This window comes from Microbacterium luticocti DSM 19459 (assembly GCF_000422405.1).
Classification (GTDB): domain Bacteria; phylum Actinomycetota; class Actinomycetes; order Actinomycetales; family Microbacteriaceae; genus Microbacterium; species Microbacterium luticocti.
Genome location: NZ_KE383827.1, coordinates 1 through 13,916 on the forward strand (window position 1 = coordinate 1; position 13,916 = coordinate 13,916).

General features: G+C 69.4%; 14 protein-coding genes and 1 pseudogene. 6 read left to right on the top strand and 9 right to left on the bottom strand.

Translation table 11 applies throughout. The features are described 5' to 3' along the window. From H577_RS16755 to H577_RS0114365, 3 genes and pseudogenes are all read right to left on the bottom strand, one after another. Positions 1 to 214: pseudogene (locus H577_RS16755) on the bottom strand (IS1380 family transposase); the annotation flags it as partial. Between the two features lie 93 nt (positions 215 to 307). Further along, positions 308 to 1,261, bottom strand: coding sequence for a hypothetical protein (locus tag H577_RS17765; RefSeq protein WP_156876678.1), 954 nt, complete (start codon positions 1,259 to 1,261; stop codon positions 308 to 310). After that, entirely contained in the window at positions 1,258 to 1,956 is a 699-nt protein-coding gene (locus H577_RS0114365) for an ABC transporter ATP-binding protein (protein ID WP_036285405.1), read from the bottom strand. The genes H577_RS17765 and H577_RS0114365 overlap by 4 nt, the downstream gene beginning before the upstream one ends. Before the next feature lie 144 nt (positions 1,957 to 2,100). On the opposite strand from H577_RS0114365, the gene H577_RS16760 reads away from it, so the two are divergent. Next, a complete protein-coding gene (locus H577_RS16760; RefSeq protein WP_156876679.1) occupies positions 2,101 to 2,742 on the top strand; it encodes an RNA polymerase sigma factor in 642 nt (213 codons plus the stop codon). Beyond that, positions 2,732 to 3,238 (top strand): hypothetical protein, encoded by a 507-nt coding sequence (locus H577_RS17770; RefSeq protein ID WP_156876680.1) that lies wholly within the window; start codon positions 2,732 to 2,734, stop codon positions 3,236 to 3,238. The genes H577_RS16760 and H577_RS17770 overlap by 11 nt, the downstream gene beginning before the upstream one ends. Positions 3,239 to 3,262: 24 nt before the next feature. Here H577_RS17770 and H577_RS0114375 read toward each other — a convergent pair whose 3' ends face one another. Together H577_RS0114375 and H577_RS0114380 are read right to left on the bottom strand one after the other, a co-directional pair. Continuing rightward, positions 3,263 to 3,646, bottom strand: coding sequence for a potassium transporter Trk (locus tag H577_RS0114375; RefSeq protein WP_245570419.1), 384 nt, complete (start codon positions 3,644 to 3,646; stop codon positions 3,263 to 3,265). 227 nt (positions 3,647 to 3,873) lie between these two features. Beyond that, positions 3,874 to 4,227 (bottom strand): sterol carrier family protein, encoded by a 354-nt coding sequence (locus tag H577_RS0114380; RefSeq protein ID WP_029146530.1) that lies wholly within the window; start codon positions 4,225 to 4,227, stop codon positions 3,874 to 3,876. A 41-nt stretch (positions 4,228 to 4,268) separates the two neighbouring features. Here H577_RS0114380 and purD point away from each other — a divergent pair, with 41 nt between their 5' ends. Then, on the top strand, positions 4,269 to 5,540 hold the full coding sequence (purD, locus tag H577_RS0114385) for a phosphoribosylamine--glycine ligase (protein ID WP_029146531.1): 1,272 nt from the start codon (positions 4,269 to 4,271) through the stop codon (positions 5,538 to 5,540). A gap of 29 nt (positions 5,541 to 5,569) precedes the next feature. Here the strand turns inward: purD and H577_RS17170 are convergent, their stop codons facing one another. Continuing rightward, positions 5,570 to 6,421 carry a class I SAM-dependent methyltransferase gene (locus H577_RS17170; protein ID WP_051192075.1) on the bottom strand — a complete coding sequence of 284 codons (852 nt, stop codon included), beginning with the start codon at positions 6,419 to 6,421 and terminating at the stop codon, positions 5,570 to 5,572. A 111-nt stretch (positions 6,422 to 6,532) separates the two neighbouring features. Further along, positions 6,533 to 7,399 (bottom strand): LLM class F420-dependent oxidoreductase, encoded by an 867-nt coding sequence (locus H577_RS0114395; protein ID WP_029146532.1) that lies wholly within the window; start codon positions 7,397 to 7,399, stop codon positions 6,533 to 6,535. 109 nt (positions 7,400 to 7,508) lie between these two features. On the opposite strand from H577_RS0114395, the gene H577_RS16770 reads away from it, so the two are divergent. Together H577_RS16770 and H577_RS0114405 are read left to right on the top strand one after the other, a co-directional pair. Continuing rightward, positions 7,509 to 10,034, top strand: coding sequence for a glycosyltransferase (locus tag H577_RS16770; RefSeq protein WP_051192076.1), 2,526 nt, complete (start codon positions 7,509 to 7,511; stop codon positions 10,032 to 10,034). Positions 10,035 to 10,108: 74 nt separating this feature from the next. Next, a complete protein-coding gene (locus H577_RS0114405) occupies positions 10,109 to 10,987 on the top strand; it encodes a siderophore-interacting protein (protein WP_084516310.1) in 879 nt (292 codons plus the stop codon). Positions 10,988 to 11,096: 109 nt separating this feature from the next. Here H577_RS0114405 and H577_RS0114410 read toward each other — a convergent pair whose 3' ends face one another. Together H577_RS0114410 and H577_RS0114415 are read right to left on the bottom strand one after the other, a co-directional pair. After that, positions 11,097 to 12,653, bottom strand: a complete 1,557-nt coding sequence (locus H577_RS0114410) for a DHA2 family efflux MFS transporter permease subunit (RefSeq protein WP_029146534.1) — start codon at positions 12,651 to 12,653, stop codon at positions 11,097 to 11,099. Further along, a complete protein-coding gene (locus H577_RS0114415; RefSeq protein ID WP_029146535.1) occupies positions 12,650 to 12,880 on the bottom strand; it encodes a hypothetical protein in 231 nt (76 codons plus the stop codon). The genes H577_RS0114410 and H577_RS0114415 overlap by 4 nt, the downstream gene beginning before the upstream one ends. Positions 12,881 to 12,921: 41 nt before the next feature. Here H577_RS0114415 and H577_RS0114420 point away from each other — a divergent pair, with 41 nt between their 5' ends. Beyond that, the gene (locus H577_RS0114420; RefSeq protein ID WP_029146536.1) at positions 12,922 to 13,818 is read left to right on the top strand and encodes a phosphoribosylaminoimidazolesuccinocarboxamide synthase; all 897 of its coding nucleotides are present in this window, start codon (positions 12,922 to 12,924) and stop codon (positions 13,816 to 13,818) included. Positions 13,819 to 13,916 lie beyond the last annotated feature (98 nt).

Sequence of the window (13,916 nt, forward strand, 5' to 3'; positions counted from 1 at the left end):
CCGTCGCCCCGGACCGCAACACATCGAGATCGTCGATGCTGTCCGCCCCCGCGAGCATCCCGCCAAGGATCGTGCGGACCTTCACCGCCACGTTCGCCGCCGGAAGCGTCGAACACGCCTCGACCAGACCGGTCAGGCCCGCCTTCTCCGCCAGCGCGAGCACCGGAACCAGACCCGCATGCGACACGAGGTTGCCGTCATCGAACACCGGCACCAGACCATGAGATGCTTTCACTTAAGAGATGCCCCTCTGTTCTCGGAAACGTTGACTTCAGCACTCAACATTTTCCCAGACCAGAAGGGCATTTCACTTACAGGCACGCCCTACACAAGCCAACCCAACCGGTGGATCAGGGCTGAAACCGATCGTTGTCCCAGTCACACCCACCTGAGTGAGAGTACGTCGTAACCGTCGAAGAAAGCGGCTGATCATCCACGTCGCTATCACCGCCGCTGTGGCCGGAGCCAATGTGACCAGGAGGTCGAGTTCGGCCAAGCGCGGCGGTGAGCTCTCACGTGTCTCAGCAGCGCTCGTAAGACCCGCCAAGAGCTGGTCTGCTGACACCTCGTCGCCGAGCGCTGCCGCCACCGCAGCGGCGACAGCGTCGGGCTGCCCCCGCGTCCAATACAATGTCGGAGCGAAAGCGACCTGATACCTCGAGAGGGCCTTCGCGTTGCCGGCGCTGAGAGACTGCAGGGTGCCCGAGTCAACAGCGACAACATTGGCGAACCTTGAAGCCTGGTTCTCGATGACACCTACCACTCTGAGGGTCAGCGCGCCGTGAAAGAGACTGATCGATGAGCCAACCGGCGAGGTTGCCGCGAGCGAGGGACTCACGACCGCCTCGGTGTGCCCCGAAGGCAGCCTTCCGGATTGCAGCACATACCCGCTGGGAAAGGGATTGGAGGCCCACTGTTGTTGCAACATCGTCGCCACTTCGCCGTTGCCGTCGAGTTGCACCACGCCGTTTACGTAGCCGATGCGAAGATGGGTTCCTCCGGCTGCGCGCGCCGCCTCTATGACAGCAGACGTGGCCATGTGATCGCGATCGTCGTCAAGAGGCAGCTTCCCGGAGATCGGCAAGGTCATCGCGTAGTCCGCCGTACCGACCTCTGTGGCTGCCAGCGCCCACGACGGCACCTGCATCATCCTGACGAGACCGTTGACACCGATGGCCAGTGCGCTGACGGCGAATAGAAGGACTGCGGCGATTCGGACGATCCGAGACCGTGCGACGAATAGTGCGAGTTGAAGTTTCATATGACGGTATCCACGACCGCCGGATCGACCAGTCGGCCATCATGGATGCGCAGCACACGATTCGTGAACCGAATGATCTGAGGGTCATGCGTGGCGACGATGACCGTCACTCCGCTCTCAGCCAGTCCGTGCAGTAGCGAGAGAATAGACTCGGACGTCGCGGTGTCGAGCGAGCCGGTGGGCTCATCAGCGATGAGGATCTGGCGCCCACCCGCCAACGCGCGAGCGACACCGACTCGCTGACGCTGGCCACCGGAGAGTTCTGCCGGTCGCCGGGACTCCATCCCGGCGAGACCGACACGGTCGATCCAGAGAGTGGCTTCGCCCTTCGCCTCACTACGCTTCATTCCCTGAGCACGCAATGGCAGTTCAACGTTCTCATCGACTGTGAACTCCGGGATGAGGTTATGGTCTTGGAACACAACGCCGATGTGTCGCAGACGGAACTCCGCTCGCTCGCGCTCGGACTTCTGGTTGAGGTGCTCACCGAGCACCTCAACCTCTCCGACAGCGTCCGGCTCAAGTCCGGCAATGACATTCAGCAGGGTCGTCTTGCCGGAACCGCTCACCCCGAGCACCGCCGTCAACGTGCCCTGGAGGATGTCGAGCTCATCTAGGTCGAGCGCGACGACCGTCTCCGCCGCGGAGCTGAACTCGACGCGCACACGGCGGAGACGGATCGACGTGTTCAGCATCCGTTGGCCGTCCTCCAATACTCCGCGCGGTCACGGTTCAGTTCACCCACCACGGCCCGAGTGTGCCGCCGGGCTGGGAGTAGGCGCAAGAGGCATCGTCGATTTGAGACGTATTGACCGCACGAGACAAGACTCAAGAGAATCGTGCCTGAACTCACCGTCTGCGAGCACAAGATGACCCAAGTGACGCACAATGGTGTGGTGGATGAGGTCGCAGACACTGGGCATGAAACCTGCTCCGACCGCGACCTCGTCCGCGTGATGCGCCTGCGCGGTTCGCGGGCGTTCGACGCGCTGTTCTACCGGCACGCGCCCTCGGTCCGCGCCTACGCGGCGTCACTGCTCGATTCGCCCCGCGATGTCGACGACGTCTTGCAGGACGTCTTCGTGATTGCGTGGTCGAAGATCGAGGCGAAGCGCATGCTCGGCGACTCGGTGCTCCCGTGGCTTCTGGTGACGACACGAAACGTCGCCCAGAACACGAACCGTGCACGCGGCCGGCGACGAGCGGTTCCGCTGGAGGACGCGGAACCGAAGGCCGAAGACAACGTCGAGCAGTCGGTCGTCGCAGCCGAGACGTCCCGCGTGCTGGAGTCGGCGCTCTCGAAGCTCAACAAACTCGATCGTCGCATCGTCGAGCTGTGTCTGGTTGAGGGTCTCACGTACAAGGAGGCTGCACGCGCGACGCGAACCACCACGAGCACGATCCGCAACCGCCTCTCGCGCTCGAGACAGATGCTCCGCGGCGAGATCATCGCTGAGATGGGAGACTCAGATGGCCGATGAGGATTGGTCAGAGCGAGAGTACTTCGACGCACAATTGAGCGAGATCCACCGTCGCATCTCTGCCAGAACGGTCCGGCAACGACGGCGCAAGATGTGGCTCATCGCCGCTGGAAGCGTCACCGCGAGCCTGGCGATCACCGGCGGCGCGGTTATGGCTATACAAGCCACCGACACTGAGAAGACCGGCTCCGTTTGCTATAGCAGACCTTCGCTGTCATCTAGAACGATCGAAGCGGGTGAGGCCCCTGAGAATGGCACCCCCGGGCCTCTACCCGGGATGGATGAGCGAGTGGCTGGTGCGGAGGAGCAGTGTGCCCTTGCCTGGCAAGTCGGCGCTTTCGAGCCCGGAGGCGTCCAGGACGATCCCCAATACCCGGCCCCACCCCTGTTCACCTGCGTCCTACGTGATGGGCGACTCGGCGTGTTTCCCGACGACGGCAAGACGACCTGCCTCCAGCTCGGACTGCCTGATCCCCTCGCCACGCCGCCGCGCTGATGAACGGCTACACGAGCCCTGAACTCAATCGACGGTGGTGATCGTCTCGCGGTCGACCTGCACCCGCCGGCTGCGGCGGCCCACGGTCCACTCGAGGATCAGCGCGACGATGCCGCCCAGTGCCAGCCCGATCGTGCCGCACACGACGGCCAAGAACCCGAAGACCTGACCCTTGGTGTAACCGACCGCGCTCACCGCGCTCGACTCCAGCCCCGACGTGTCGACGTCACCGAACGCGAACGTGAGGATCACTGCGGCAAGCACGCCGAGCGCCGCGCCCAGGATGAGGAAGACGGCGATCTTCGGCGCGCGACGGACGGTCGCCGCTTCGACGCGCTCCTCGATCAGCTCTGCGGACGTGTCCGCGGAGGCAGCGGCCCCCTGAGGGGCGTGGGTCTGGTCGGCCATGGGTCCATTGTCCCACCCCGCATGCCGCCCGTCGTCGCCCCGCATGCCGCCCGTCGTCGCGCCGTCATCAGGCGCGCGGCCACGCCCCTACCTCTTCATACCACTACCGAGGACCACTGGACTGATGCGGTGCCGCCGGGGACGACCGCGACGCGAGGATGCCCCGCTCCTTACCGTCGTGAGAGCGACTGCCGGCACCGCTGCGAGAGCGACCGCCGGCGACGCGCTCAGGGGCGCAGCGGCAGCAGGTCGGAGATGTCGGCGCGCACGCCCGAGGCGAGGATCCGGCCCTGGGCCGCGGCTTCCTGCCACTGCTGCTGGCCGAGCGCCAGCGAGATCCACGTCATCGGGTCGGTCTCGACGACGTTCGGCGGAGTCCCCCGGGTGTGCCGCGGGCCCTCGATGATCTGCACCGCGCCGAACGGCGGCACCCGCACCTCGACCGTGTGGCCGGGGGCCTTCTCGGCGAGCAGCTGCAACAGGTAGCGCACCGCGGTCGCCAGATCGGTGCGACCGGGATCGCCGCTGCTCACGCCGGCGAGCGCGGCTCTGCCGTCCTCCGTGGAGATCTTGCGCGCCATGTGCCCACCGTACTCTGCGGGCCCGCGGATAGGCTGGCGGGGTGAGAATCCTGGTCCTCGGTTCGGGCGCGCGCGAGCACGCCATCATCCTCGCTCTGCGCCAGGAGGCGACCGAGCACGAGATCTTCGCGGCGCCCGGCAACGCCGGCATCGCACAGGATGCTGTGGTCGTCGCCCTCGATCCGACCGACCCGGCGCAGGTGACCTCGTACGCCAACGAGCACGGCATCGACCTGGTCGTGGTCGGCCCCGAAGCCCCGCTGGTCGCGGGCGTCGCCGACGAACTGCGGGAGCGTGGCATCCCGGTGTTCGGCCCCGGTAAGGCGGCCGCGCAACTCGAAGGGTCGAAGTCGTTCGCCAAGCGCGTCATGGAGGCCGCCGGCGTGCCCACCGGCCGGGCCGTGCGCGCACACACCGCCGACGAGGTGGCCGCGGCGCTCGACGAGCTCGGCGCACCCTACGTCGTGAAGGCCGACGGCCTCGCCGCCGGCAAAGGCGTCATCGTCACCGACGACCGCGATGCGGCCCTCGGCCATGCTGCGCAGTACCTCGGCACCGCGCCCGTGCTGGTCGAGGAATACCTCGACGGACCCGAGGTGTCGCTGTTCTTCCTGTCCGACGGCGACCACGTGCTGCCGCTGAGCCCCGCGCAGGACTACAAGCGGCTGCGCGACGGCGACGACGGCCCCAACACCGGCGGCATGGGCGCCTACTCCCCGCTGCCGTGGCTGCTGGAGCGATTCGGCGGCGAGGACGCCTTCGTCGACCTGGTCACTACAACGATCGCCGAGCCGGTGGTGCGGCAGCTGGATGCCGAAGGCACGCCGTTCATCGGACTGCTCTACGCGGGGCTCGTGCTCACCGACGCCGGCGTCAAGGTCATCGAGTTCAACGCCCGCTTCGGCGACCCCGAGACCCAGGTGGTGCTGCCGCGGCTGGTCGATCCGCTGTCGGAGCTCATGCTGGCCGCGGCCTCCGGCCACCTGGAAGACATGCCGCGACCGGCGTTCGCCGAGGCGACGGCGGTGACGGTGGTGCTCGCGAGCGAGGGCTACCCCGAGGCGCCGGTCACCGGACGGGTGCTCACGGGCCTGGATGACGCGGCCGCCGTGCCGGGCGTGCACCTCGCGCATGCGGCCACCGGCCGTGGCGATGAGGGGCTGGTCGCCACCGGCGGCCGAGTGCTCAACGTCGTCGCGCTGGGCACGACATTCGCCGAATCGACGCAGCGCGCGTACGAGGCGATCGCGAAGATCGGGCTCGCCGGCGGCCAGTACCGCACCGACATCGCCGCCCGCGTCGTCGAGGACTGAGCGCGGTCAGACCGCCCCCGCGCCGCGGATCATGAACGGTCCGCGCGCACGTCGGCCATGATCTCTTCGGCCGTGGCCCCGACGTCGCTGCCGACGAGCGAGACGCCACCGGGTGTGCGGGCGGGGACGACCCTGTCGGTCTCAGCCCGACGGTAGACGAACACATCGGTCAGCTGCGGCAGCACCAGCTGCTCACGACCGCGGGTCGCGGCATCCGTCGCCAGCACCTGCTCGACCGCCGACGTCATCCGCGCGCGCTCGGCGGGGTCGGCGGCCAGGAAGGTGCTGACGGTCTGCCAGCGGCGCACATAGTCCGCCCGCGAGACGGTCTCACTCCAGCGGAACGTCGCCCGCTCGGCGAACACGAACCCGGGCAGCTGCTCGACCTGCTCCTCGCCCTCCTCCCCGCCGGACGCCGTCGCCTGCGGATGAGCGATGCGGTGGCAGGCGAGGTCCCACGAGCACTCCGGATCGGTGCGGTTCCAGACCAGCCCCAGCGTTCCGCCCGGCCGCAGCACACGACGGATCTCGGCGCACGCCGGCTCGCGCTCGAACCAGTGGAAGGCCTGCGCGACGGTCACCGCGTCGACCTCGGTATCGCCCACCGGGATCCGCTCGGCGGTGCCGACCCGGGCATCCACATTCGGCAGGTGCGCCCGCAGCACGGCGAGCATCTGCTCGGACGGGTCCACGGCGATGACGCGCCGTGCCCGCTGCACCAGCTGCACGGTGAGCTTGCCGGTGCCGGCACCGAGATCCAGCACGGCCTCGACCGGTCGCGACAGCATCGCCTGCGCCGCGGCGGCCGGGAATCCCGGCCGGTAGCGGTGGTAGTCCTCGCCGGCGCCGCGGAATGACCGGGCGAGTGCTTCATCGACCATGACGCGACACTACCCGCACATGCCACAGCAGAGGTCCAGCTCGATGGCCATCGCCGACCACGTCATCGCCCATCGCCGACCACGTCATCGCCCATCACCTGGGCGACTGAGTCACAGCTCCCGCAGGCGCGGCAGCACCCCGGCGGCGAGCGCCTCGACCGACTCGAGCTGGTGGCCGGGCCGCACGCCGAACACGACGAGATCGATGCCGATCGCCGCGAACCGTTCCATCGTCGGCCAGAACCGCGCGTCGCCCGGGTCGAGCCGGGTGCCCATCACCTGCTTCTCGATCGCGTCGTAGTCGGTGCCGACCGTGTCGCAGTGCCGGCGCAGCACATCGAGCAGGTGGGCCGCCTCGTCGGGGTCGGCGGTGGTCAGGTTCACGATCTGCGCGTACTGCGCGGCGATGCGCAGCGTCTTGCGCTCGCCCTTGCCGCCCACCATGACCGGCGGATGCGGGGTGCTCACCGCCGCCGGGCTGTTCAGCGTCTCGGCCAGGGTGTAGTGGGCGCCCGTGAACGGTCCGGCGTCGTCGCTCCACATCTGCAGCGCGATCCGGATCGCCTCCTCGAGGCGCTCGAACCGCTCCTTCAGCGCCGGGTAGGGCACGCCCAGCGCGTGGTGCTCGCGCTCGTACCAGGCCGCGCCGACGCCGAGCACGGCACGCCCGCCACTGAGCACGTCGAGGGTGGTGACGATCTTGGCCAGCAGGCCGGGATGCCGGTACGTCACGCCGGCCACCAGGGGCGCCAGCCGCATCCGCTCGGTCTGCGCCGCCACGAATCCGAGCGTCGTGAACGCCTCGAGCATCGGCTCGCCGGCATCACCCGCCGCCTCCATCTGGAACCAGTGGTCCATGACGGTGAACTGGTCGAAGCCGCCCTGTTCGGCGGCCCGGGCAGACCGAGCGATCGCGCCCGGAATGGTCGCCGGTGAACCGGGCACGGTGTAGTTCCAGAAGTGGATCCCCGCGTGCATGTCGCCAGCGTATGCCCGGGAGCATCCATCGGGTACCCGGGAGCATCCATCGGGTAACGGAACGGCGACCACAAGGCGGCTCACAGATGTCGCGGTCTACGCTCGATGCGTGAAACTCCCGCTGCCCAGCCGCCTCGACCGCTATGTGTCACGCGCCGGGAGGGCCGTGCGGGCCGAGCGGATCGCGTACGCGCGCTCGAAGCCGATCCAGCACGACGTCGTACTGTACGAGTCGTTCGCCGGCAACGGGGTGCTGTGCAACCCCGAGGCGATCTTCCGCTACCTGGTGAACCGTCCCGAGTTCGACCACCTCTGGCATGTGTGGGCGATCGCGGATGACGCGGCCATCGCGCGCTTTCAGGCCGAGTTCACCGATCACCCGCGCGTGTCGTTCGTGCGCCGCGGCGACTTCGCGTACTGGCGGGCACTGTCGACGGCCGGATACCTCATCAACAACGCCACCTTCCCGCCCGCGTTCGGCAAACGCCCCGGCCAGGTCTACCTGAACACGTGGCACGGCACCCCGCTCAAGCTCATGGGGTTCGACATGCCCGGCGGCGCGATCGAGTCGGCGAACACGCTGCGCAACCTGCTGTCGGCCGACTACCTGCTCGCGGCCAACCCGTTCATGGCCGAGACCATGTACGAAGACGCCTACCGGCTGCGCAACGTCTACCAGGGCCGCATCATCGAAGAGGGCTATCCGCGCATCGACCGGCAGCGGCTCAGTGACGCACAGCTGGCCGACGTGCGCGCCGAGCTCGAGCAGGCCGGCATCGGACTGCGCGGCCGACGCATCGTGCTGTACGCCCCGACCTGGCGCGGCTCGTCGTTCAGTCGCCCCCAGGACGACCTCGACGAGCTCGCCGACCACGCGGCATCCCTTCAGGCGCGGCTGGGCGACGACGCGGTCGTGCTGCTGAAGACCCACCAGGTGGTGCACGCCCTGGCCGCCGATCGGCCGGCGCTGCGCCGCATCCTGGTGCCGAACACGATTCCCGCGAACGTGCTGCTGGGCGCGTCGGCGGCGCTCGTCACCGACTACTCGTCGATCTTCTTCGATTACCTGGCCACCGGTCGGCCCATCGTGTTCTTCACACCGGATGCCGCCGACTACGCCGCCGATCGCGGCACCTATCTGCCGGCCGACCAGCTGCCCGGCCCGGTCACCGACGACCCGGGCCAGGCGGGGCTGCACGTCGCCGAGCTGCTCGAATCGGCCACCGCCCACCCCCGCTACGCGGAGTGGGCCGAACGGTTCACCCCGTACGAGGACGGCGCGGCGACCCGGCGCGTGGTCGACATCGTGTTCCGCGGCGTCACGACCGGTCGGCGGGTGCGCCCGGCACACTCGGACGGTCGCACCCGGCTGCTGTTCTTTTTGGGCGGCATGCGCTCGAACGGCATCACCACCTCGGTGCTCAACCTGCTCAACGCGATCGACCACACCCGCTACGACGTCACGGCCCTGATGCCGCTGTTCCGCGCCGAAAACCCGCTCGAGAATCAGGCGTTGATCAACCCGGCGGTGCGGCAGGTGTTCCGCATCGGCGGCATGAACGGGTCGAAGGCGCTGCAGCTGCGCCGGCGCGCCCGCGACCGCCGCGGCCTGCCCCCGGCGCCGCGCGACGAGCGCTGGCATGCACAGCTGTGGGACGGCGAGTGGGCCCGGGTGTTCGGCTCGGCCACGTTCGACTGGGTCGCGGACTTCTCGGGCTACAGCCCGATCTGGTCGAATCTGCTGCTGCACTCGCCGTACGCGCCGCGCGCGATCTGGCTGCACAACGAGATGGCCGCCGACCGCGAGCGCACCGTGGCCGGCAAGCAGCCGCTGCGCCGCAACCTCAGTCTGGTGTTCTCGCTGTACGGCTCGTTCGACAACCTCGTGTCGGTCTCGCCGCAGCTGACCGAGCTGAACCGCCAGGCCCTGGCCGACTACGCACCGCCCGAACGGTTCACCACCGTGCGCAATCTGCCTGACGTCCAGCGCGTGGTCACCGGCATGCGCGAGCCACTGGCATCCCTTCTCGACGACGGCGAGACGACGCCGGCATGGATGGCCGAGCTGGCGCGGGACGACCGCGACACCGTCTGGTTCGTGTCGGTGGGGCGCCTGTCGACCGAGAAGAACCACGCCCGGCTGATCCGTGCGTTCGCCGCCGTGCACCGGCAGCATCCGCACACCCGCCTGGCGATCGTCGGCGGCGGGCCGCTGGCCGACGACCTGCAGCGCCAGATCGTCGAGGCCGGGCTGACGGATGCCGCGTTTCTGACCGGCATGCGCCGCAACCCGTTCGCCATCCTGGCCGCGGCGGACTGCTTCGTGCTCTCGAGCCGGTACGAGGGCCAGCCGATGGTGCTGCTCGAGGCGGCCCTGTGCGGCCTGCCGATCGTCTCGACGGCGTTCGGGTCGGTGCGTGACGCGCTGCCCGGCGACACGATCCGGGTGGTCGACCAGTCAGACGACGCGCTGCGCGACGGGATGCTCGCGTTCTTGGCCGGCGAGGTGCCCGCCAGCGGGCTGGATGCCGCCGGCTACACCGCCGAGGTCACCGCCGAGCTCGACGCGCTCATCGCGGCCGGCCGTGCCGCGGCGACCGCCACGAGCCCGGTGCGCACGGTGCACGGGGCCTGAGCCCGGGGCGACCGGCGACCGCCCGGGGCGGAACCGTGGTTGGCTGGAACCATCGCGTTTTTCAGGAGGACCCCATGACGGATGCCGCGCCCACGACCGTGCCCGACGAGACCGCGCTGTTCCACCGGGCCGCTCGCCGCAACCGCTTCACCGCGCGTGAGGCGACCGTCGTCGCCGTGACCAGCCCGGCGCCCGAGTACGTGCGGTTGACGCTGACCGGGCCGGACTTCGCCGACTTCACCAGTACCGGCCCGGGCGACCACGCGCGCACGTTCTTCCCCGATCCGAGAACCGGCGAACTGGTCGCCCCGGTCGCGACCGGGCCCGGCGAAGACGGCATCGTGCGCCCGCAGGCGCCGACCTTTGGGCGCGACTTCACCCCGCTGCACGTGCGCGACGAGGACGGGCGCCGCTTCGTCGACCTCGACATCCTGCGCCACGACTCCCCCGGGCCCGCTGCGCAGTTCGCAGCGACCGCGGCCGTCGGCGACCGGCTCGTGCTGGTCGGCCCGCGCGGGTCGACCAGCGCCACGCAGAACGCGCCTCGGGTCGTGCTCGTCGTCGACGGCACCTCGCTGCCGGCGGCCGGACGCTGGCTGGCCGAGGTTCCGGCATCCACCGACGTCGAGATCATCGTGTGGGGCCATGCGGTCGAGGCGGCACACGCGTACCTGTCCGGCTTCGCCGACCGCGCGTTCGGCCTGCACTCCGCCGGTCGCGGTGAGGGCGACCACGGCGGCGTGGACCTGGTGGCCGCCCTCGAGACAGTGGGGGTGGATGCCGCAACCTACGTGTTCGCGGCGGGTGAGGCATCCGCCCTCGTGCCGCTGCGCCGGCACCTGCGGCACACGCTGCGCCTGCCGCGCGAGCAGTACGCCGTCAGCGGCTACTGGCGGATCGGGGTGGAGGCATGGGACCACCACGCCCCCATCGACCCGATCGATCCGGACTGAGCCACCGCGTCACGCCGCGACCGGTGCGCGCGGCGCTGGGTACGCGCCGCGACCGGCACCCGACCCGCCCGCGCCGCTCAGCGACCGGCGGCCGACCCGCCCGCACCGCTCAGCGACCGGCGGCGGGACCCGGCACGTCGTGCGCGTGCTGCCACTGCGCGGCCGAGGTGGCGCGGGGGTCCTTCATGAACAGCACGACCACGACCCCGACGGCCATCACGATCGCCGGCAGCAGCATCGACTGCGCCATCGCGTCGGCGAACGGGCCGGCGATGGCATCGGGCAGGCTCGTGCCGGTGCCCATCGCCCCGGCGTGCTCGCTCGCGCCGGGCAGGTTCGTCTCGAGGCGCGACTGCATGAACGCGGCGATCGCGGCCGAGCCGAGCACCGAGCCCATGGTGCGGGTGGTGTTGTAGATGCCCGAGCCGGCGCCGGCCTGACGCGGCTCGAGGCTGCGCGTCGCGGTGGTGGCCAGCGGCCCCCACAGGCCCGCGCTGCCGATGCCCATCACGGCCGAGGGCAGCAGGAACATCCAGATCGGCGTGTCGGTGTTCGCCAGCGCCGCGTACCAGAACAGAGCGGCTGAGAACAGCACGAGCCCCGGCACCAGCAGCAGCCGTGAGTCGATGCGGTCGAGCAACCGGCCGGCCACCGGCGACAGCACGCCGGCCAGCACCGCCATCGGGATCATCAGCAACGCCGCCTGGGTGGGGGTCAGGCCCCGGGCCAGCTGGATGAAGAACATCATCGGCAGCGTCATCGCGGTCACCGTGAACCCGACGATCGCGATGCCGAGGTTCGAGACCGAGAAATTGCGGTCACGGAACAGCTCCAGCGGCACGAGCGCCTCACTGCGGGTCTTCGCCTGCTGCCAGATGAACACACCCAGCAGCACCACGCCGAACGCGATCAGCTGCCAGACGGTGATCGGTCCCCAGATCGCGCCCCAGTCGTACTTCTCGCCCTCCTGCAGACCGAAGACGATGAAGAACAGGGCCGCGGCCGACAGGAACACCCCGACCACGTCGAAGCGGTGCTCGTGCGTCGGGAGCGCAGGCACGAGCATCCATGCCAACACGAACCCGATCACGCCGACGGGCAGGTTGACGAAGAAGATCCACTCCCACCCGAACGCGTCGACGAGCAGGCCGCCGGCCAGCGGGCCGACGAGCATGGCCACGCCCGACGTGGCGCCCCACAGGCCCATGGCCGCTCCCCGCTGGTTCGGCGGGAAGGTGCGGGTGATCACGGCCATGGTCTGCGGGGTCATCATCGATGCGCCCACGCCCTGCACCGCGCGGAACGCGATGAGCATGGTCAGGCTGGTCGACAGGCCGCAGCCCAGCGACGACAGCGTGAACAGCGCCAGGCCGATCAGGTAGAGGTTCTTCGGCCCGAACCGGTCGCCGAGCCGCCCGGTGATCAGCAGCGGCACCGCGTAGCCGAGCAGGTAGGCGCTGGTGACCCACACCACGTTATCGAGGTTGTTGGTGTCGGGGTCGAGGGCGGCCTTGATGGCGGGGTTGGCGACCGAGACGATCGTGGTGTCGACGAGGATCATGAAGAACCCGATGACCAGGGCCCACAGGGCAGGCCACGGGCTGTGCGGCTTCTGACCGCGTCGAGTGGATGCCGCGGTCTGCGCGGCGGGGGACGTTTCGGTCATTGCTGGGCTGCCTTTCGCATGGCTTCGTGGACGGTGCGATTCTGGTGGGTGAGAGCGTCGGGACCCCACGGATAGTCCTCGCGGGCCAGGCGGGCGAGGAGGGATTCGGTCCACTCGATGTCGGCGCGCATGAGCGCGATGTGCCGGTCGAGTTCGACGATGTACTGCTCAGAGACGCCGCGGCCTTGTGCATTCAGAAACCCGGCGCGCAGGGCAGTGTATAACACCTGCGCCGACCCTCGCCGGACCCACGTGGAAAGATGGGCACGTGACCACTCCCCTCGAGCTTCCCGGCTGGACCCACCGTTACTCGGGCAAGGTGCGCGACCTGTACGTTCCCGCCGACACCACGGCCGACGCCAAGGCAGACCGGATGCTCGTGGTGGCCAGCGACCGCGTGAGCGCGTTCGACCACGTGCTCACCCCCGGCATCCCCGGCAAGGGCGAGCTGCTCACCACGTTGAGCCTGTGGTGGTTCGACCGGCTGGCCGATGCCGACGGCGGCGACCCGGTTCCCAACCACGTGATCCACGATGCCGACGTGCCCGAGCCCGTACGGGGCCGCGCCATGGTGGTGCGCGCGCTCGAGATGCTCCCCGTCGAGTGCGTCGTACGCGGGTACCTGACCGGTTCGGGCTGGGGCGAATACCAGGCCAGCCAGACAGTCTGTGGCATCCACTTGCCCGACGGACTGCACAACGGCGACCGGCTGCCCGCGCCCATCTTCACGCCGGCGTACAAGGCACCGCTGGGCGAGCATGACGAGAACATCTCGTTCGAGCGCGCCGTCGAGCTGGTCGGGGCAGAACACGCCGAGGCCGCGCGATCCCTTTCGCTGCAGATCTACGAGCGGGCCGCCGCGACCGCCGCCGCACGCGGCCTGATCCTCGCCGACACGAAGTTCGAGTTCGGGCTCGACGCCGACGGCACGCTGACCCTGGCCGACGAGGTGCTCACCGCGGACTCGTCGCGCTATTGGGATGCCGAGGCGTGGCGTACCGGCGCGACGCCCGAAGAGCGCATGGCGAGCTTCGACAAGCAGATCGTGCGCGACTGGCTCGCCGCGCACTGGGACCGTCAGGGCGAGCCTCCGGTGCTGCCGTCCGACGTCGTCGAGCGCACCGCCGCCCGGTATCGCGAGCTCATCGCCCGGCTGACCGACTGACCCGAGTACGCCCGCTGAGGCGTTCACACTCGCCCGCTGGGGCGTTCACGCTCACCCGCTGAGGCGTCCACGCACGCCCCGCTGAAACGTTCGCGCTC

Excerpts from the sequence above, each read along its gene's own strand:
- H577_RS0114375 (WP_245570419.1), bottom strand. The coding sequence starts at position 3,646 with ATGGCCGACCAGACCCACGCCCCTCAGGGGGCCGCTGCCTCCGCGGAC.
- H577_RS0114365 (WP_036285405.1), bottom strand. The coding sequence starts at position 1,956 with ATGCTGAACACGTCGATCCGTCTCCGCCGTGTGCGCGTCGAGTTCAGC.
- H577_RS0114395 (WP_029146532.1), bottom strand. The coding sequence starts at position 7,399 with ATGCACGCGGGGATCCACTTCTGGAACTACACCGTGCCCGGTTCACCG.
- H577_RS0114380 (WP_029146530.1), bottom strand. The coding sequence starts at position 4,227 with ATGGCGCGCAAGATCTCCACGGAGGACGGCAGAGCCGCGCTCGCCGGC.
- H577_RS0114410 (WP_029146534.1), bottom strand. The coding sequence starts at position 12,653 with ATGACCGAAACGTCCCCCGCCGCGCAGACCGCGGCATCCACTCGACGC.
- H577_RS17170 (WP_051192075.1), bottom strand. The coding sequence starts at position 6,421 with ATGGTCGATGAAGCACTCGCCCGGTCATTCCGCGGCGCCGGCGAGGAC.
- H577_RS17770 (WP_156876680.1), top strand. The coding sequence starts at position 2,732 with ATGGCCGATGAGGATTGGTCAGAGCGAGAGTACTTCGACGCACAATTG.
- H577_RS0114405 (WP_084516310.1), top strand. The coding sequence starts at position 10,109 with ATGACGGATGCCGCGCCCACGACCGTGCCCGACGAGACCGCGCTGTTC.
- H577_RS17765 (WP_156876678.1), bottom strand. The coding sequence starts at position 1,261 with ATGAAACTTCAACTCGCACTATTCGTCGCACGGTCTCGGATCGTCCGA.